This window comes from Streptomyces sp. HmicA12, from assembly GCF_000373565.1.
Taxonomy (GTDB): domain Bacteria; phylum Actinomycetota; class Actinomycetes; order Streptomycetales; family Streptomycetaceae; genus Streptomyces.
Genome location: NZ_KB891818.1, coordinates 32,254 through 49,624, shown reverse-complemented (window position 1 = coordinate 49,624; position 17,371 = coordinate 32,254). Strand labels below are relative to the sequence as shown.

Here is a 17,371-nt window from a genome sequence, read left to right as displayed (position 1 = left end):
AGTCGACCGACTCCCGGGCCTGACCCTTGACTTGGAGCGCACTTCAAGAGGTTGAGTACGGCCATGCGCTACACACAGCTCGGACGCACCGGTCTCAAGGTCGGCAGGCTCGTGCTCGGCACGATGAACTTCGGCGGGCAGACCGACGAAAGCGACTCCCACGCCCTCATGGACGCGGCCCTCGACGCCGGCGTCAACTTCTTCGACACCGCGAACATCTACGGTACGGCCGAGGAGCGCGGCGCCACCGAGCGCATCCTCGGATCCTGGTTCGAGCGCGGCGGCGACCGCCGCGACAAGGTCATCCTGGCCACCAAGCTGTACGGGAACATGGAGAACGGCACGGCCCCGGGCTCGACCGGCTGGCCCAACCACACGCGGCTCAGCGCCGTCAACATCCGCCGCTCCGTGGACGCCTCCCTGAAGCGGCTGCGCACGGACCACATCGACGTCTACCAGTTCCACCACGTCGACCGGGACACCCCGTTCGACGAGATCTGGCAGGCGATGGACGTCCTGATCCAGCAGGGCAAGATCCTCTACGCCGGTTCGTCGAACTTCCCCGGCTACAAGATCGCCCAGGCCAACGAGCAGGCCAGGGCGCACGGCCGGGTCGGGCTCGTCAGCGAGCAGTGCCTGTACAACCTGTTCGAGCGGCGCGCCGAGATGGAGGTCATCCCGGCGGCGCAGGAGTACGGCGTCGGCGTCATCCCCTGGTCGCCGCTGCACCAGGGCCTGCTCGGCGGCGCCCTGCGCAAGCAGCGCGAGGGCATCGGTTCACGCACCCTCATGGGCCGCGCCGCCGACGGCACGGCGAAGCCGGAGGTACGGGCGCAGATCGAGGCCTACGAGAACGTGGTCGCCGAGCACGGTCTGGAGCCCGGCGAGGTGGCCCTGGCCTGGCTGCTGACCCGGCCCGGCGTCACCGGCCCCATCGTCGGCCCGCGCACCCGGGAACAGCTCGACTCGGCGCTGCGCGCGGTCGAACTCACGCTGCCCGAGAAGCTGTTGACCTCCCTCGACGAGATCTTCCCGGGGCCCGGCCCGTCCCCGGAGGCGTTCGCCTGGTGATGCGCGGGTGGGCGGGCGCGGGTCAGGGCAGCCACTCCCCGTGTTCCCGCTGCGCCCAGTCGCGGCGTACGAATCCGGTACGCATCCCCTTGCGGGCCTCCGGGTCGCCGACGGCCATCCCGACGTGCCCGGCGATGACGATGCCGAGCGCGAGGGCCAGCCAGTCGTGCACGAAGGTGCTGCCGGTGCGCCAGGCCAGGGGCGTGAGGTGGGTGAACCACATGAGCAGGCCGGTGCCGAGCATCACCAGGACGGCACCGGCCAGCCAGGCCGCCCACACCTTCTGTCCGGCGTTGAACTTCCCCGCCCTGCGGCCCTGTTGACGCCGGATCGCCGCGCGCAGCCATTCCTTGTCGTGCGCGCCGAACCGGTTGAGGCGGCCCAGGTCCGCGCGGAAGGCGCGGGAGACGAGGCCCAGCAGGAAGGGGACGGGCAGCAGCAGCCCCGACCACTCGTGGACGGTGACGACGAGGAAGCGGCGGCCGACCAGCTCCGCGAGCTGGGGAACGTACAGGCAGGCCGCGCTGGCCACGCACACGCCCATGAGGGTGGCGGTCACCCGGTGGACCCAGCGTTCGGCCGGCGTGAACCGGCGTACACGGTCGGCGAGTTGAGCTTCACGTGGTGGGTGCATCGTCCCGCCCGTTCGACCGGCCGACCCAGGCGTCGACGTCATAGCCGCGTTCCTCCCAGTAGCCGGGCCGCACGTCGTCGGTGACGGTGATGCCGGAGAGCCACTTCGCCGATTTGTAGAAGTACATGGGCGCCACGTAGAGGCGGACGGGCCCGCCGTGGCTGTGGCCGAGGTCCTTGTCCTGCATGCGCAGGGCCACCAGCACGTCGGCGCGACGGGCCTGCTGGAGGGTGAGGCTCTCCGTGTACGCGCCGTCGAAGCAGGTGAGGCGTACGGCTCTGGCGGTCGGGCGCACTCCCGCGGCGTCCAGGATCCGCGAGAGCCGTACGCCTTCGAAGGGCGTGCCCGGCACCCGCCAGCCCGTGACGCACTGGACGTCGCGGACGAGGCGGGTCTGGGGCAGCGCCCTCAGTTCGGGGAGCGTGTAGCTGGTGGGGTGGTCGACGAGGCCGTCGACCGTGAGGCGGTAACTCCGCTCGTCCTTGTGCGGGACGGAGGCGGTGACCGAGTAGTACCGGAAGCCGCCGCCGGCCGGGAGGAGGCCGGTGACGCCGGTGGGGTCCTTGGAGGTGAAGCTCTCCACGGCGCGCTGGAGTTGTGGCGCGGCCACGACGCCGAGCGCGCCCGCGCCCACCATGCCGAGGATGAGGCGCCGGCCTACCGGGGCGCCTCGTTCGTCGCTGCTGCCCGGGGTCCTGCCCGGGTCGTCGTACGGGTCCACGTCGTGATTCGAGCACGTCGGGCCCGGCCGGGGCCAGGGCTCGGGCCGGGCCGTCAGGGTTCCGTCACTTCTGCCGCGCCCCTTACGGGGCGCTTCGCTTCTCCAGCTGGAAGGCCTCGTTGCCCAGGCCGATGCGGGCGTACGCCTGCGGGTTGCGGCGGCGCAGGACCAGGCTGTACGCGACGCCGGCCAGCGCGGCCAGGGCGATCAGGCCGGGGAGCACCCAGTTCAGGGCGGAGTCGGGGCCCGAGCCGACCAGGAGGTCGAAGTCCTTGATCGTGTAGCCCGCGATGACCAGGAGCGCCGCGCCGGAGATCGCGGAGGCGGTCAGGCGCCAGGCCTGGGCGCCCGCCGCGCCGCGCCGGGCGAAGAAGACGATGACGGCGACGGAGGCCGTGGCCATCAGGAGGATGACGCCGAGCGCGCCGATGTTGCCGCCCCACGTGAAGAGGTGCAGGACGGGGGCGGTCGGGTCGCCCGCGGGGCCGGAGTCGGTCACCGCGAAGGCGATGACGACGACCGCCGCGATCACCGTCTGGAGCACGGAGCCCGCGCCGGGCGCGCCGCTCGCGCTGCTGGTGCGGCCGAAGGCGGCCGGCAGGAGGCCCTCGCGGCCCATGGCGAACGCGTACCGCGCGACGACGTTGTGGAAGCTGAGCATCGCCGCGAACATGCCGGTGATGAACAGGACGTGCACGATGTCCGTGAAGGTGGTGCCGAGCCGGTCCTCCGTCAGGGAGAAGAGCAGGGCCGCCGACTGCTTCTGGGACTCGCCGACGATCCCGGAGGGGCCGGTGGCGACGGTCAGCGCCCAGGAACTGATCGCGAAGAACACGGCGACGCCGCCCACCGCGAGGTACATGACGCGCGGCACGAGGATGTGCGGGCGGCTGGTCTCCTCCGCGTAGACCGGCGCCTGCTCGAAGCCCGCGAACGCGGAGATGCAGAAGCAGAGCGCGGTGCCGATGCCGACGCCGGAGAGCGTGTCCGGGTTGAAGGCGTGCAGCGAGACGCCCTCCTTGCCCGGGTCGCCGAGCGCCGCGATGTCGAAGACGACGACGAGGGCGATCTCGATGAGCAGGAGCACACCCAGCACCCGCGCGTTGATGTCGATCTTCAGCAGACCGCACACCGCCACCACGGCGACGGCCACCAGCGCCGGTATCCACCAGGCGACGGTGAGGTCGAGGTGCTCCTGTGCGAGCGCGGACACCTCGAAGCCGAACATGCCGAAGATGCCGACCTGGAACGAGCTGTAGGCGACGAGCGCGACCAGCGCGGCCGCGGATCCGGCGCTCGGGCCGAGACCCCGGGTGATGTACGCGTAGAACGCCCCGGCGTTGTGCACGTGCCGGCTCATCTCCGCGTACCCGACACTGAACAGCGCGAGGACGACGCCGAGGACGAGGAAGAGCAGCGGCTGGCCCACGGCGCCGACGACGGCGAACGTGGTGGGCATGACGCCGGCCACCACCATCAGCGGCGCCGTCGCGGCGAGCACGGACAGGAGCAGCCCGGCGGTGCCGAGGCGGCCGGCCCGCAGCGCGCTCTCCTCGCCCTTGAACGTACTGATGCCCGGCGCGCCCGCTCTTTCGGGCGCTCTCGAACTGTCCGTCGTCATCGCGGGGTCGTTCCTTCCGATGGGATGGTGGCCATGAGTCACACCGCGCCGAGCGCGGCGTCGCGCGCGGTGCGGAACGCTTCGTAGGGGTCCCGGTCGCCGTACGACCAGGGTGCTGCGGTGATGTGCGCGCCGATGCGGTGGAACAGGGCGGCCGCCTCGGCAGGCCGGCCCTCGCAGTACTTGGCGTGGGCGAGGAAGTTGAGGTCGACGCGGCCGCGCGGATGCACGACACCGGCCCGGTCGTACGGGTCGCCCCACTCCAGCCACCAGTCGAACGCCGACTTCATGACGAGGCGGGCGCGCCGACCGCTCCAGTGCCCGGACCGCTTGGGGTCGCCGGGCACCATGCCGGCCTTCGCGAGCGCCCGGAACCGTTCGGCGTGGGCGACGACCGGGAGCACCGCCAACGGCGAGCCCGGCGGGGCCTGTTCGGCCGCCCAGGCGGCGAAGTCGTACACCTCGTGGAGCGGGTCCTGCCCCGCCACGGGGCGTCGCTCGGCGAGCCGGGCCACCATCAGGTGGTGCGCGTGGTGGTGCACGGGGTGCCGCAGCCGCACTTCGTCGAAGAGCCGTACGACATCCTCCTCGCGGCCCAACTCCCTTTCCAGAGCGAGGAGTCCGAGCCACGGAGTGGGATCGTCCGGTACCAGTTCCGCGGCGTCCACGCAGGCGGCGCGGGCCTTGTCGGGGCGGGCCTTCCCGATGACGGCGCGGTGCACGGCGGCGCAGGCGAGCAGCACGGGCGCGTCCGTGGACTCGGGTTCGACGAGCCGCCAGTCGCCGGCCCAGGCGCTCGCCGTGGGCTCCTGCGCGAGGACCGTCACGCGGTGTCCGCGGCGGTCCCAGTCGTCCCCGGTGGCGGCGAGCAGTTCCCTGGCCTCGGTCCAGCGGCCCTGCGCGAGCGCGGCGCGGGCGGCCACGAGGTCGGCGTCGTCGAGTGCGGGGTCACCGAAACCCGCGGGGTACGCGGGCTTCTTGCGGGCGCGCCCGAGCGGAGGCGGGGGTGGGGACACCGCGACGGTTCCTCTACGGCTCTGCGGATCTCGGCAGATCTCGTCGGCTCCGCGCGACGCTGCGCGGCCAGGTCAATGATCACGGACAGCAAAGCGGTACGGAGGGCTCCGCGTCAAGAGTGATCCAGTGACGGACTTCACCAACTCGCCGCACAATCAACCGAGTTACCTCGCGCGATCTTTTAACGTCCTTCGTCAGCACGGGAGTTGCGGTGGTGACACGAGTACGCGCCGACGGGGGCCGGGCGGGGAACCCGCGGGGCATCGACCGCGGAAGGGCGGGCACTCGTGGCGCGAAGGGCGCCGGGGAGCGCTATCGTCAGCGCATACCCACCCCTGCCCGTCCAGTTGCCGTAGAGGTGCGCAGCGTGTCGGTTCTCGTACTCGTCCTCGCCGTGAGCGCGGCGTTCTGCCTGGGTGTCGGCTTCGTGCTGCAGCAGAACGCGGCGGCGCGGGCTCCGCTCGGCGACTTCCTCTCCCCGCGCCTGCTGCTCGACCTGGTGCGGGTGCCGCGCTGGCTCGGCGGGATAGGGCTGATGGTGTGCGGGATGGTGCTCGGCGCGATCGCGCTGGGCCGGGGCGAGGTCACCCTGGTCGAACCGCTCCTCGCCACCAATCTCCTCTTCGCGCTGATGCTCTCGCGCCGCCAGACCAGACAGCCGCTCGGCCGGCAGGGCTGGGCCGGGCTCCTGCTGCTCGCGGGCGGGGTCACCGCGTTCATCGTGGCCGGGCAGCCGCGCGGCGGCACCGCGGTCACGGATCCGCTGCGGCACTGGCTGATCATCGGCGTGATGGTCGGCACGGCCCTGTTCCTCGCCGGTCTCGCCAGGCGGGCCCGGCTGAGCGCGGGCCCGGCGCTGCTCGCGGTGGCGGCCGGGCTGCTGTACGGGGTGCAGGACGCGCTGACCCGGGTGAGCGGGCAGCGGTTCGCGGCCGGCGGCTGGGCCGAGCTCTTCAGCGGCTGGCAGCCGTACGCGGTGGTCGCCCTCGGTGTGACGGGGCTCGTCCTCGTCCAGAGCGCGTTCGAGACGGCGCCGCTGCGGATGTCGCTGCCCGCGCTGACCGCGGCGCAGCCGCTGGCCGGGATCGCGTGCGGGGTGGGGTTCCTCGGGGACCGGCTGCGGGCCGACACGGGGGCGCTGGCCTGGGAGGCGGTGGGGTTGGCCGGGATCGTGGCGGGCGTGGTGCTGCTCGGGCTGCACCCCGCGATGCCGGGCGCAGCCGCGCGGGGGCGGGAGCGGGTGGGGGCCGGGGTTTAGCGCGTCTGCGTCTGCGTCTGCGGGGCGCGGTTTCGTGGGCGGGTGCGGGTGCGGGAGCGGGTGCGGGAGCGGGTGCGGGTGCGGGAGCGTGGTGGCTGGTCGCGCAGTTCCCCGCGCCCCCGAGGCAGCGGCTTCGCCGCGCCTCCCCTGGGCGAGCGGAGCTCGCTTCCAGGGGCGCGGAGCGTAGCCTCGCCGGCATGAGCTCCGCTGAAGAGATCCTGGACATCGTCGACGAGGACGACAACGTCGTCGGACAGGCCCCGCGCGGCGAGGCCTACGCGCGGGGTCTGCGGCACCGGTGCGCGTTCATCCTGGCCCGGAACCCCACCGGCGAGGTGTTCGTGCATCGCCGCACCACCACCAAGCTCGTCTTCCCCGGTCTGTACGACATGTTCGTCGGCGGCGTCGTCGGCGCGGGCGAGAGCTACGACGAGGCCGCGCTGCGCGAGGCCCAGGAGGAGCTGGGCGTCGCAGGTCTGCCGCGGCCGACCCCGCTGTTCAAGTTCCTGTACGAGGGCGGACCGCGGGGTTCCTGGTGGTCGTACGTGTACGAGGTCACCTTCGATCTGCCGGTGCGACCGCAGGCCGAGGAGGTCGACTGGCACACCTTCCTCGCCCCGGAGGAACTGGAGCGGCGGATCGGCGAGTGGACGTGGACGCCGGACAGCCTCGCCGCCTACCACCGATGGAAGGCTCACAGGTGACCCGAAGGTAGTGTCCTGCGGGTGATCGATTTCGTACGCAACATCCGTCTCTGGTTCGCGCCGGAGCGGATCAGGGACGACGGCGATACGCCCGACTACCGCTTCTCGCTCGCCAACGAGCGGACCTTCCTCGCCTGGGTGCGGACGGCGCTCGCGCTGATCGGCGGAGGTTTCGCGGTGGACCAGTTCCTGCCGGATCTGCGCTGGGGCTGGCGGGTGGGCCTCGCGCTCGCCCTGCTCGCCTCGGGCGTGCTGTGCTCGCTGCGGGCCGTGAGCCACTGGGTGCGGTGCGAGCGGGCGATGCGGCGCGGTGAGGACCTGCCCGTGTCCCGGTTCCCGGCGCTGCTCAGCGTGGTCGTGGCGCTGGTCGCCGTGGCCATGGTCGTGGTGGTGCTCGTGGGCTGGGAGGGGTGAGCGGGGGCGTGCGCGATCCGGGGCTGCAGCCGGCGCGGACGCGGCTCGCGTGGCGGCGTACGACGCTCTCGTGCACCGTGGCGGCGGTGCTGTCCGTGAAGACGGTGCTGCACGGTTCCGGCGGGGCGCTGGGGTGGGTGTCCGCGGCGTCGATCCTGCTGGTGTGGCTGGGGTTCCTGGGCGTCGCGCACCGCCGGATCACGGACCTCGCGCTGAACGAGGCGGCGCCACCGGTCATGTCGGTGCGGGGGGCCGTGACGGCGGCGCTGTGCACGGTGGCGTTGGCGGTGTTCGCGGTGGCGTTGGTGGTGTGAGCGACTGCGCTGCCGGGCGCGGGTGCGTGGGGCTTCTCGCGCAGTTCCCCGCGCCCCTGAAGGCATGCGCTACACGGAGCCTCCCCCGGGCGAGCGAAGCTCGCTCCCAGGGGAGCGGGGAACTGCGCGAGCAACCCACCACCGGGCCCGGACCCGACAACGAGACAGCCCCCGCCACGGCGAGTGGTCGGCCTTTAGGGGCGCGGGGAACTGCGCGACCAGCCACGACGAAAGCCGCACCCGAGAACGCGACCAGCCCCACCGGGCCCTAGTCGGACCACGGCACCGTCACCACCACCTTGCCCCGGACCCGGCCCTCCGCGCTGAGTCGGTGGGCCTGCGCCGCCTGGTCCAGGGGAAACGTCCGCTCCACGTTCACCGTCACCACGTCCTGCTCCGCGAGATCCGCGAGCCGGGCCAGATCCACGGCGTCCGGGCGCACGAAGCAGTACCGGCCACCGAGCGCGAGCACCTCCCCGTCCGCGATGGAGGCGAGCCGCCCGCCGGGAGCCAGGAGTTCGGCCGACACGCGCAACGTGTCACCGCCGACCGTGTCGAACGCCGCGTCGACACCCTCGGGGGCCAGCGCGCGGACGCGGTCCGCGAGCCCGTCGCCGTAGCTGACCGGCTCACCGCCGAGTTCACGGACGTAGGCGTGATTGCGTTCGCTGGCCGTGCCGATGACCCGCGCGCCCAGATGGCGGGCGATCTGCACGGCGAGGGAGCCGACACCGCCCGCCGCCGCGTGCACCAGCACCACGTCCCCCTCGGTCACCTCCAGCGCGCGCGTCAGCACCTGGAGCGCCGTCAGCCCGGCCAGGGGCAGCCCCGCCGCCTCCTCGAAGGTCAGGTTGCGCGGCTTGCGGGCCAGGGTGCGCACGGGCGCCGCGACGTACTCGGCGAGGGTGCCGCGGGAGAGGAAGTCCTCCCGTACGTAGCCGATGACCTCGTCGCCGGTCGCGAACTCCGTGACGGCGGCGCCCGGTTGCACCACGACGCCGGAGACGTCCCAGCCCGGGATCACCGGGAAGACCGGGTCGAGGGCGCCGTCGAGATACCCCTCGCGGCACTTCCAGTCGACGGGGTTGACCGAGGACGCCCTGACCTTGACCAGGACGGAGTCGGGGCCGACCTTCGGGTCGGGGACCTCGCCGTAGGAGAGAGCCTCCGGGCCGCCATATGCGCGGTAAGTAATCGCCTTCATGCGCTGGAGGGTCCCACAACGCAATCTTTCCGGCATTACGGACTAGCCTGACGAGGGTAAGCCCCGACGTTCGTCACCGAAGGTGAGCACCATGACCGTCCTCCATCAGGAGCACCCCGTTCACGAGCACGCCCACGGCCCGTCCTGCGGCCACCGTGCGGTACCGCACGGCGACCACGTCGACTACGCGCACGACGGCCACCTGCACGCCGAGCACGAGGGCCACTGGGACGAGTGCGAGCCCGGCACACATGTCGCGCACGCGGGTCACGAGCACCGGCACGGCGAGGGCTGCGGGCACGAGTCGGTCGCGCACGGCGACCACGTCGACTACGTCCACGACGGTCACCGGCACGCGGAGCACGACGGGCACTGGGACGATCACTGACCCTCCCCCTCCCCCCTGAGCGACTGAGCGACCCGTGAAAGGGCCCGGCATGCGATGCCGGGCCCTTTCGCTCGCCCGGGGCGACAGGGCACCGTAGGCGGCGTGCGAACGATCACGTTTCCGTCAGCCACTGGACGGCATACCGACTGGTCGGCATGATGAGACGCACCGTGTTCGCTGTCGGCCAGACATTGCCCGGATTCTCGGAGGACCACGATGAGTCACCCCCCAGGTCTCGACCTCGACCAGTTGCGCGCCCACCTCGATCGTGAGCGGCCCGGTCTGGTCGGCGGACCGCTGTCCGGGCGGCTCATCGAGGGCGGGCGCTCCAATCTGACGTACGAGGTGAGCGACGGGACGTCGAAGTGGGTGGTGCGGCGGCCGCCGCTCGGCCATGTGCTGGCCACCGCGCACGACATGAAGCGCGAGCACCGGGTGATCGCCGCCCTGCACGACACGCCCGTGCCGGTGCCCGAGGCGCTGCTGCTCTGCGAGGACGACAGCGTCGTCGGGGCGCCGTTCTACGTCATGGAGTTCGTGGACGGCACGCCGTACCGGACCTCCGACCAGCTCGCCCCGCTCGGGGCCGAGCGGACCCGGGCCGCCGTTCTCGGGCTCGTGGACACGCTGGTCGATCTGCACGCCGTGGATCCGGCCGCGGTGGGGCTGGGCGACTTCGGCCGCCCCGAGGGCTTCCTCGACCGTCAACTGCGGCGCTGGGGAAAGCAGTTGGACGCCTCCCGCAACCGTGAACTGGCCGGTGTCGACGAGCTGCACGCCGCCCTCGGGCGTTCGCTGCCCGACTCCCCCGCCCCGACGATCGTGCACGGTGACTACCGGCTCGACAACGTGCTGGTCCGCCAGGACGCCGACGGTGTCGACCGGATCAAGGCGGTGCTCGACTGGGAGATGTCGACGCTCGGCGATCCGCTGACCGACCTGGGTCTGCTCGTGATGTACAGCGCCCGCCTCGAACTCCCCGACTCCCCCATTTCCACGACCGCTTCGGCCGCCGGGCACCCGACGCCGGACGAGCTCGTCGAACGGTACGCCGCGCGCTCGGGGCGCGACGTCTCCGCGGTGTCCTGGTACACGGCGTTCGCCTGGTTCAAGCTCGCCGTGATCCTCGAGGGCATCCACTACCGCTACACGCTCGGCCAGACGGTCGGCGCCGGGTTCGACCGGATCGGCGAACTCGTCCCGGTCTTCATCGAGCGCGGCCTCAGCACGCTCCAGGACACTCAGGAAGGCTGATCGCACCCATGGACTTCGCATTCGACGCCCGCACCCAAGAGCTGCGGGACAAGCTCCTCACCTTCATGGACGAGCACGTCCATCCGGCGGAGGCCGTCGCCGCCGAGCAGCGCGCCGCCCTCGACTCGCCGTGGGAGACCCCCGCCGTGGTCGAGGAGCTGAAGGCCGAGGCGCGCCGGCAGGGGCTGTGGAACCTGTTCCTGCCGGACGCCGAGCACGGGGCCGGGCTCACCAACCTCCAGTACGCGCCGCTGGCCGAGATCACCGGCCGCAGCCCGCAGTTGGCGCCGACCGCGCTGAACTGCGCGGCGCCCGACACCGGGAACATGGAGGTGCTCGCCCAGTTCGGTGACGACGCGCAGAAGAAGCAGTGGCTGGAGCCGCTGCTCGCCGGGGAGATCCGCTCGGCGTTCGCGATGACCGAGCCCGAGGTCGCCTCGTCGGACGCCACGAACATCACGACGCTCATCGAGCGTGACGGCGACGACTACGTCATCACCGGCAAGAAGTTCTACATCTCCGGCGCGATGAACCCGAACTGCAAGATCTTCATCGTGATGGGCAAGACCGACCCGGACGGGCCCGACCTCCGCCGGCAGCAGTCGATGGTGCTCGTTCCGCGCGACACCCCCGGCCTGGAAGTGCGGCGGGCGATGACCGTGTACGGGTTCGAGGACCACTGGCACGGCGGGCACGCCGAGGTCGTCTTCGACCACGTCCGGGTCCCGGCCGGCAACCTGATCGGCGAGGCGGGCGGCGGCTTCGGGATCGCCCAGGCGCGGCTCGGCCCCGGCCGCATCCACCACTGCATGCGACTCATCGGCATGGCCGAGCGGGCCATCGACCTGATGTGCCAACGCGCCGTCTCCCGCACGGCGTTCGGCAAGCCGCTGGCCCAGCAGGGGGTCGTCCAGGAGTGGATCGCCGACGCGCGGGTGGCCGTCGAGCAGCTGCGGCTGCTCGTCCTCAAGACCGCGTGGCTGATGGACACCGTCGGCAACCGGGGCGCGCACACCGAGATCCAGGCCATCAAGATCGCGACGCCGCGGACCGTCGTCGACATCATCGACAAGGCGGTGCAGCTGCACGGGGCCGGCGGGGTGTCGCAGGACTACCCGCTGGCGGAGCTGTGGGCAGGCGCGCGGACGCTGCGTCTGGCCGACGGGCCCGACGAGGTGCACCAGCGGTCGCTGGCTCGGCGGGAGTTGAAGCGGTTCGCGTAGGTACGTCGCCGGGTGCGGGTGATCTGCGGCTGGTCGCGCCCCGCGGCGGAGCCGCTGATCGACACAGCCCCGCGCCCCTGAAGGCGTGCGCTGCGCGCAGCCTTCCCCATCTCCTCACCGCCTCGTCGATTCCCGCACCCTGAAAAGGGACTTGGTCACGCGCGGGGCCTCGGGGCGCTCCCCCGCGATCAGCCCCTGCAGGATGTCCAGCAGTGCCGCCGCACTGTCCACCGGGTTCAACACCACGGCGGAGATGGCCGGTTGGGCGCCGCGGGCGTGTTCGGAGTCGGAGGCCGTGGCCACGAGCGTGCGGCCGGGGACGTCGACTCCGCAGGCCCGAAGGCCTCGCTGCACGCCCGCCGCGTGCCGGCCGGTGAGGCAGAACACCGCGTCCGGTACGCCGTCGGCGGCGATCCGGGCCGCCAGCTCCACCCCGCCCTCCACGCCCGCGCCCTCGGCCAGTTCGTAGAGGCGCGGGGTGGTGGCGCGTCGGGCGCACCAGGCCCGGTAGACGTCCTCGTGGACGAGGTTCCAGGAGTTCGGGTCCGTGCCCTGTACGAGGACGATCTCGCGGGCACCCGCGGTCTCCAGGTGGGCGAGGACCTGTTGGGCGGAGGCCGTGTCGTCCTCGCAGGCCCAGTACGGGAAGTCCGGGCGGCCCGGTGCGCGACCGTAGGTGACGTACGGGATGGAGCGCTTCTCCAGGAGGGCCACCACCGGATCGTCGACGTGCGGGTTCGTCACGATGTACCCGTCCATGGAGAACGCCGGCGGCGGCACCGGCGCGCGGGTCAGATCGGGGACCAGCATCAGGCTCAGGCCGCGGGCCAGGGCCTGCGAGGCGGCCGCGCCGACGAACTTCTCGAAGACGTCCACGCCCGCCGGGGTGTAGTCGCCGAGCGCGTCGAGCGAGCGCAGCAGCAGGCCCACCGCGCCCATCGTGGAGCGGCGCAGGCCCCGGGCGAGCGCGTCGGCCTCGTACCCCATCGCGTCGGCGACGGCCCGGATGTGCTCACGGGTCGCGGCACTCAGCGTGCCCTTGCCGTTCAGCGCGTGCGAGACGGCCGTGATCGAGACGCCGGCCCTGCGCGCCACGTCCTTGACGGTCACGCCCCGGTCCCGTGCCGCCCGCCCTGTTCCTGAACTCCGCTCCATGACGGGGATTGCATAGAACGTTGTACCTTCCTAGCGTGATCGAGCAGTTCCCGGCGGCCGCGGCCTGCGCCGTCCTCGCCCTGTGCGCCTGGGGTCTGCGCGAGACGTCCAGGGTGCCGACGGCGCGGCTCGGCGGGAGCCCGGCTCAGTAACCGCCGCCGCCCACGTGGTCCATCAGCGCCACCCTGCGCAAGAAGCAGCGCACGCGCAGGAGTTGACGGGACAGGGCGCGGACGGCGGCCGGGACGCGCGGGGCGTAGGAAGTGGTCCAAAGGACGGGTACGTGGTCCATGTCCACCACACTCCCGGGGTCCGACTCCCCCGTCCAACAGATCGTTTCGCTCGGTCCCATCCATAGAATCGATGGGTGGAGATACGTCAGCTGCGCCACTTCGTGGCGGTCGTGAACGAGGGCGGTTTCACCGCGGCGGCCCGCGCCGAACTCATCGTGCAGTCCGCGCTCAGCACCTCCGTCAGGAACCTGGAGCGGGAGCTGGGCGCGGAGCTGTTCGACCGGACGGGCCGCCGGGTCGTGCTCACCGAGGCGGGCCGGGCCCTGCTGCCGCAGGCGCGGCAGCTGCTCGCCGGGGCCGCCGCGGCGAAGGAGGCCGTGGCGCGGGTGTCCGGGCTGGGCACGGGACGCGTGGCCATCGGCACCATCCAGACGCTGACCTGTGTGGACCTGGCGGCCGAACTCGCCGCGTTCCACCGGGAGCTGCCCGGTATCCAGGTGTCGGTGCGGGAGGCGCCGGTGGCCGAGCTGATCGAGGGGCTGCGGGCGGGCGAGCTGGATCTCGCGTTCCTCGCGCCCGACGCACGGCAACTCCCGGACGGGCTGGCCGTGTTCGGTACCTGGCGGGAGGAGCTCGTGCTGGTCACCGCGCCCGGGCATCCGCTGGCCACGGCGGGACGCACGCTCATCAAGGATCTCGCGGACGAGCCGTTCGTCGACTTCCGGGCCGGTACGGGCCTGGAGACCGCCGTGCGCAGGCTGGCCGCGCACTGCGGGCTCGAACGCCGCATCACCTGCGACGTGACGCAGATCGGGCTGCTCGTGGATCTCGTGCGGGCCGGGATCGGCGTGGCGATCGTGCCGCGGCGGATCGGTGAGGCGGCCGGGCTGCCGTGCGTGCGCATCCGGCAGCCGGAGCCGGGGCGGGCCGTGGTGCTCGCGGGGCGGGCACCCCGGCCGCGCAATCCGGCGGCCGAGGCGCTGCTGGACCGGCTCGGCAGGCTCGGCAGGTCTACGGACGCAGCGCCCGCAGCAGCAGGTCCGCGAGCTGGTCGGCGAGTTGCTGCGGGGTGAGCGGGCCGTCGGGCCGGTACCAGGTCGAGAGGTGGTGGATCGAGCCGAAGTGGTAGTCCACGACCAGGTCGGCGGAGGTCACCGTGGAGAAGACCCCGGCCTTCTGGCCCTCCTCGATCAGCGCCCGGAACCGCTCGTGGTAGCGGCGCCGCTCGGCCCGTACCTGCTTGTTCTTCTCGGGGCTGAGGTGGTGCATGGAGCGGAAGAAGATCGCCGCGTCGTCGAGGTTGTCGATCGTCGTGACGACCACGTCCGCCGCCGCCTCGCGCAGCCGCTGCTCGATCGGCTCGTCCCGGTCCGCGTACGCGTCGAGCCGCTCCTGCTGGAGGCGGAGCAGTCGCGCGTACACCTCGTGCAGCAGATCGTCCTTGGAGCCGAAGTAGTGGTAGAGGGCGCCCTTGGTGACGCCCGCAGCCTCCACGATCTCCTGCACCGACGTACGGTCGTAGCCCCGCTCGGCGAACAGCCGGGTGGCGGCCGCGAGGAGGCGCTGCGGAACGGGCGTGCTGTCGCCGTCCGTCGTCGTCCTGGGCACTGCCGCCACCTGCCTTTCCTTGTCCCTGTCGCTCATACCTGAGGGGAACGCAGTTCCCGCCGGAGGATCTTCCCACTCGCCGTCTTGGGCAGCTCGCCCAGGACCTCCACCTCGCGCGGATACTTGTACGCGGCCAGGCGTTCCTTGCAGTGGGCGGCCAGCTCGCTGGGGGTCGCGTCGGCGCCCGGCCGCAGGCTGACGTACGCCTTCACGCTCTCGCCGCGGTACGGGTCGGGGATGCCGACGACGGCCGCCTCGCGCACCGCGGGGTGCGTGTAGAGGACGTCCTCGACCTCGCGCGGCCAGACCTTGAAGCCGGACGCGTTGATCATGTCCTTCTTGCGGTCGACGACGTACAGCCAGCCGTTCGCGTCCATGAAGCCGATGTCGCCGGTGCGCAACTCCCCGTCGGGGAAGGCCTCCTCGGTCGCCTCGGGGCGGCGCCAGTACCCGGTCACGACCTGCGGGCCGCGCACCGCGATCTCGCCCTGCTCCCCGAAGGGCACCTCGGCGCCGAGGTCGTCGACGATCCGGACGACCGAGTCGGGCCCCGGCACGCCGACCGCGAGGGTGCCCGACACCGGGTCCACCGGCGCCTCGATGCCCGGCGGCACGGAGGCGCAGGGCGCGGTGCACTCGGTGAGGCCGTAGCCGTTGTGGATGTACGGGCCGAACGCGTCCCGGAACTTCTCCACGAGCGCGGGCGGCACCGGCGCGCCGCCCGAGGAGATCGAGACGAAGGAGGCGAAGTGCTCGCGGGTCGCCTGCGGCTGCGCGCCGAGCGCCATGAAGGCCGTGGAGGGGCCGACGGTGTACGCGGGCCGGTGCTCGGCGAACGCGTCGAGGACGACGCCCGGCTCGAAGCGGTAGGCAAGGGCGAGGGTGCCGGCGTTGGTGAAGGACGCCACCAGCTCGCACACCATGCCGGTGATGTGGAAGAGCGGCGCGAGCGCGAAGTACGTGGCGCCCTCGGGGAGCCCGAGGCCGGTGCGCTGGCGCTCGGCGTTGTACGTGATGTTGCGGTGCAGGTTCGTGGCGCCCTTGGGCGTGCCGCTGGTGCCGGAGGTGTAGCTGATCAGCGCGATGTCGTCGCCGGTCAGGTCCCGGTCGGCGGGCGCCTTGTGTCCCGCGCGGGCCACGGTGACGAGGTCGTCGGCGTCCGTCGCGGCCGGGGTGACGCGCGCGAAGTTCAGGACCCGCTCGTCGTTCCGCGTCTGGAGGTCGAGTTCGCAGGCGGTGAGCACGATGCGTACGGGTGAGTCGGCGGCGGTCTCGCGCAGGTACGCCTCCCAGGCCCGGTCGGTGCAGACGAGCCCGGTGACCTCGGCGTCGTGCAGGACGTGCCCGACCTCGCCCGACTTGTACATCGGGTTGACCGGGACCACGACCGCGCCCGCCTTGAACGCGCCGAGCAGGGCGAGCACGAAGTGCGGCGAGTTCTGCAGCATGATCGCGACGCGGTCGCCGCGGGCCAGGCCGCGGTCGGCGAGGTGCCCGGCCACCGAGTCGGACAGGGCGTCCACCTCGGCGTAGGTCAGGCGGCCGTCGAAGTAGGCGAGGGCCGTGGTGTCGGGGGCGCGGCGCACCGCGTCGGCGAAGGCGTGGACGACGGAGGCGGCCGGGGTGACGGGGGCCTTCTGTACGTCGTTGAGGACGCCGAGCCAGGGCTGCGCCGCGTAGATCGATCCCTCGACGGTGTCGCTCACTGGGCGGCCTCCCACTTCTGCTGGATGTGGTTCATGTTCGTCAGCCAGGCGTCGGGGGCGGTGGCGCGGGCCGCGTAGTACTTGGCGACCTCGGGGTGCGGCAGGATCAGGAAGCGATCCTCGGCGATCCCCGCGAAGAGCGCCTCCGCGACGTCCTCCGGCTCGATGGCGGTCGGGGCGAGCACGACCTGGCCGGCCGAGCCGGACGCCGTGAGCATGTCGGTGCGCACGCCCTGCGGGCAGATCGCGTGAACCTTGAGGCCCCGGTGCCGGTACGTGAGCGAGAGCCATTCGGCGAAGGCGTACGCACCGTGCTTGGTGACGCTGTACGGGGCCGCTCCGACCATGCTGAGCAGGCCGGCCGCGGAGACGGTGGAGACGAAGCGGCCGGTGCCGCGCTCCAGCCAGTCGGGCAGCAGGGCGTGGGCCGCGCGGACGTGCGCCATCACGTTCACGTCCCAGGCCCGCGCCCACACCTCCTCGTCGGCGGCCTCGGTGCCGCCGGAGGCCAGGCCCGCGTTGGCGCAGTAGACGTCGACGGTGCCGCCGAGCGCGTCGCGGGCGTCGGCCACGACGGTGGAGGCGTCGCCGGGCACGGCCACGGCTCCGATCTCGTCGGCGACGGCCTTGGCCTTGGCCGCGTCCAGGTCGTTGACGACGACCCGGGCCCCCTTGGCGGCGAAACGGCGGGCGATCGCCGCCCCGATGCCGCCGCCCGCGCCCGTGACGACGACTGACTGGCCCTGCAGACTCTCCACCATCGGTCTCCTTCGACACGACGCGATCGGCTCGTTGCCCCAGCAGACTAACCAGTCGGTATGGACCCGTGGAAGGGGTTCCGCGCGC

The 17,371-nt window shown here is 72.4% G+C and carries 19 protein-coding genes; 9 read left to right on the top strand and 10 right to left on the bottom strand.

The window, feature by feature from the left end:
* Nucleotides 1-63: 63 nt before the first annotated feature.
* Nucleotides 64-1,071, top strand: a complete 1,008-nt coding sequence (locus B072_RS0125850) for an aldo/keto reductase (RefSeq protein WP_018532852.1) — start codon at nt 64-66, stop codon at nt 1,069-1,071.
* A gap of 22 nt (nt 1,072-1,093) precedes the next feature.
* Here the strand turns inward: B072_RS0125850 and B072_RS0125845 are convergent, their stop codons facing one another.
* From B072_RS0125845 to B072_RS0125830, 4 genes are all read right to left on the bottom strand, one after another.
* The gene (locus B072_RS0125845) at nt 1,094-1,705 is read right to left on the bottom strand and encodes a cytochrome b/b6 domain-containing protein (protein ID WP_026246304.1); all 612 of its coding nucleotides are present in this window, start codon (nt 1,703-1,705) and stop codon (nt 1,094-1,096) included.
* A complete protein-coding gene (locus B072_RS0125840; protein ID WP_086020402.1) occupies nt 1,689-2,342 on the bottom strand; it encodes a molybdopterin-dependent oxidoreductase in 654 nt (217 codons plus the stop codon). Before B072_RS0125840 ends, B072_RS0125845 begins: the two co-directional genes overlap by 17 nt.
* Before the next feature lie 166 nt (nt 2,343-2,508).
* The gene (locus B072_RS0125835) at nt 2,509-4,047 is read right to left on the bottom strand and encodes an APC family permease (RefSeq protein WP_018532849.1); all 1,539 of its coding nucleotides are present in this window, start codon (nt 4,045-4,047) and stop codon (nt 2,509-2,511) included.
* Nucleotides 4,048-4,085: 38 nt separating this feature from the next.
* A complete protein-coding gene (locus B072_RS0125830) occupies nt 4,086-5,063 on the bottom strand; it encodes a hypothetical protein (RefSeq protein ID WP_018532848.1) in 978 nt (325 codons plus the stop codon).
* 368 nt (nt 5,064-5,431) lie between these two features.
* Here B072_RS0125830 and B072_RS0125825 point away from each other — a divergent pair, with 368 nt between their 5' ends.
* From B072_RS0125825 to B072_RS0125810, 4 genes are all read left to right on the top strand, one after another.
* The gene (locus B072_RS0125825) at nt 5,432-6,322 is read left to right on the top strand and encodes a DMT family transporter (RefSeq protein ID WP_018532847.1); all 891 of its coding nucleotides are present in this window, start codon (nt 5,432-5,434) and stop codon (nt 6,320-6,322) included.
* Nucleotides 6,323-6,519: 197 nt separating this feature from the next.
* Entirely contained in the window at nt 6,520-7,026 is a 507-nt protein-coding gene (locus B072_RS0125820) for an NUDIX hydrolase (RefSeq protein ID WP_018532846.1), read from the top strand.
* Between the two features lie 21 nt (nt 7,027-7,047).
* Nucleotides 7,048-7,440, top strand: coding sequence for a YidH family protein (locus tag B072_RS0125815; protein WP_018532845.1), 393 nt, complete (start codon nt 7,048-7,050; stop codon nt 7,438-7,440).
* An 8-nt stretch (nt 7,441-7,448) separates the two neighbouring features.
* The gene (locus B072_RS0125810) at nt 7,449-7,754 is read left to right on the top strand and encodes a DUF202 domain-containing protein (RefSeq protein ID WP_018532844.1); all 306 of its coding nucleotides are present in this window, start codon (nt 7,449-7,451) and stop codon (nt 7,752-7,754) included.
* Between the two features lie 268 nt (nt 7,755-8,022).
* Here the strand turns inward: B072_RS0125810 and B072_RS0125805 are convergent, their stop codons facing one another.
* Complete coding sequence (locus B072_RS0125805; protein ID WP_018532843.1) at nt 8,023-8,958, bottom strand: NADP-dependent oxidoreductase; 936 nt, start codon at nt 8,956-8,958, stop codon at nt 8,023-8,025.
* Nucleotides 8,959-9,049: 91 nt separating this feature from the next.
* Between B072_RS0125805 and B072_RS0125800 the strand changes: the two genes are divergently transcribed.
* The 3 genes from B072_RS0125800 (at nt 9,050) to B072_RS0125790 (ending at nt 11,823) form a co-directional block, all read left to right on the top strand.
* On the top strand, nt 9,050-9,346 hold the full coding sequence (locus B072_RS0125800) for a hypothetical protein (RefSeq protein ID WP_018532842.1): 297 nt from the start codon (nt 9,050-9,052) through the stop codon (nt 9,344-9,346).
* A gap of 216 nt (nt 9,347-9,562) precedes the next feature.
* Nucleotides 9,563-10,600, top strand: a complete 1,038-nt coding sequence (locus tag B072_RS0125795) for a phosphotransferase family protein (protein ID WP_018532841.1) — start codon at nt 9,563-9,565, stop codon at nt 10,598-10,600.
* 8 nt (nt 10,601-10,608) lie between these two features.
* Nucleotides 10,609-11,823, top strand: coding sequence for an acyl-CoA dehydrogenase family protein (locus B072_RS0125790; protein WP_018532840.1), 1,215 nt, complete (start codon nt 10,609-10,611; stop codon nt 11,821-11,823).
* Between the two features lie 114 nt (nt 11,824-11,937).
* Here B072_RS0125790 and B072_RS0125785 read toward each other — a convergent pair whose 3' ends face one another.
* Both B072_RS0125785 and B072_RS48780 read right to left on the bottom strand, forming a co-directional pair.
* Nucleotides 11,938-12,933 carry a LacI family DNA-binding transcriptional regulator gene (locus tag B072_RS0125785; protein ID WP_018532839.1) on the bottom strand — a complete coding sequence of 332 codons (996 nt, stop codon included), beginning with the start codon at nt 12,931-12,933 and terminating at the stop codon, nt 11,938-11,940.
* Between the two features lie 190 nt (nt 12,934-13,123).
* Nucleotides 13,124-13,270: a hypothetical protein gene (locus B072_RS48780; protein WP_199791099.1), complete on the bottom strand. Its 147-nt coding sequence runs from the start codon at nt 13,268-13,270 to the stop codon at nt 13,124-13,126.
* Nucleotides 13,271-13,345: 75 nt separating this feature from the next.
* On the opposite strand from B072_RS48780, the gene B072_RS0125770 reads away from it, so the two are divergent.
* The gene (locus tag B072_RS0125770; protein ID WP_018532836.1) at nt 13,346-14,284 is read left to right on the top strand and encodes a LysR family transcriptional regulator; all 939 of its coding nucleotides are present in this window, start codon (nt 13,346-13,348) and stop codon (nt 14,282-14,284) included.
* Here the strand turns inward: B072_RS0125770 and B072_RS0125765 are convergent.
* The 3 genes from B072_RS0125765 to B072_RS0125755 are packed head-to-tail and all read right to left on the bottom strand — an operon-like array spanning nt 14,223 to nt 17,286.
* Entirely contained in the window at nt 14,223-14,819 is a 597-nt protein-coding gene (locus B072_RS0125765) for a TetR/AcrR family transcriptional regulator (protein WP_026246302.1), read from the bottom strand. The genes B072_RS0125770 and B072_RS0125765 overlap by 62 nt on opposite strands.
* A 32-nt stretch (nt 14,820-14,851) precedes the next feature.
* On the bottom strand, nt 14,852-16,525 hold the full coding sequence (locus B072_RS0125760; RefSeq protein WP_018532834.1) for a class I adenylate-forming enzyme family protein: 1,674 nt from the start codon (nt 16,523-16,525) through the stop codon (nt 14,852-14,854).
* Nucleotides 16,522-17,286: an SDR family oxidoreductase gene (locus tag B072_RS0125755; RefSeq protein WP_018532833.1), complete on the bottom strand. Its 765-nt coding sequence runs from the start codon at nt 17,284-17,286 to the stop codon at nt 16,522-16,524. The genes B072_RS0125760 and B072_RS0125755 overlap by 4 nt, the downstream gene beginning before the upstream one ends.
* Nucleotides 17,287-17,371: the final 85 nt, after the last annotated feature.

What these genes read in the sequence shown, in the direction of transcription:
- B072_RS0125850 (WP_018532852.1), top strand. Translation starts at nt 64, where the DNA reads ATGCGCTACACACAGCTCGGACGCACCGGTCTCAAGGTCGGCAGGCTC.
- B072_RS0125805 (WP_018532843.1), bottom strand. Translation starts at nt 8,958, where the DNA reads ATGAAGGCGATTACTTACCGCGCATATGGCGGCCCGGAGGCTCTCTCC.
- B072_RS0125820 (WP_018532846.1), top strand. Translation starts at nt 6,520, where the DNA reads ATGAGCTCCGCTGAAGAGATCCTGGACATCGTCGACGAGGACGACAAC.
- B072_RS0125835 (WP_018532849.1), bottom strand. Translation starts at nt 4,047, where the DNA reads ATGACGACGGACAGTTCGAGAGCGCCCGAAAGAGCGGGCGCGCCGGGC.
- B072_RS0125790 (WP_018532840.1), top strand. Translation starts at nt 10,609, where the DNA reads ATGGACTTCGCATTCGACGCCCGCACCCAAGAGCTGCGGGACAAGCTC.
- B072_RS0125795 (WP_018532841.1), top strand. Translation starts at nt 9,563, where the DNA reads ATGAGTCACCCCCCAGGTCTCGACCTCGACCAGTTGCGCGCCCACCTC.
- B072_RS0125800 (WP_018532842.1), top strand. Translation starts at nt 9,050, where the DNA reads ATGACCGTCCTCCATCAGGAGCACCCCGTTCACGAGCACGCCCACGGC.
- B072_RS0125840 (WP_086020402.1), bottom strand. Translation starts at nt 2,342, where the DNA reads ATGGTGGGCGCGGGCGCGCTCGGCGTCGTGGCCGCGCCACAACTCCAG.
- B072_RS48780 (WP_199791099.1), bottom strand. Translation starts at nt 13,270, where the DNA reads ATGGACCACGTACCCGTCCTTTGGACCACTTCCTACGCCCCGCGCGTC.
- B072_RS0125755 (WP_018532833.1), bottom strand. Translation starts at nt 17,286, where the DNA reads ATGGTGGAGAGTCTGCAGGGCCAGTCAGTCGTCGTCACGGGCGCGGGC.
- B072_RS0125845 (WP_026246304.1), bottom strand. Translation starts at nt 1,705, where the DNA reads ATGCACCCACCACGTGAAGCTCAACTCGCCGACCGTGTACGCCGGTTC.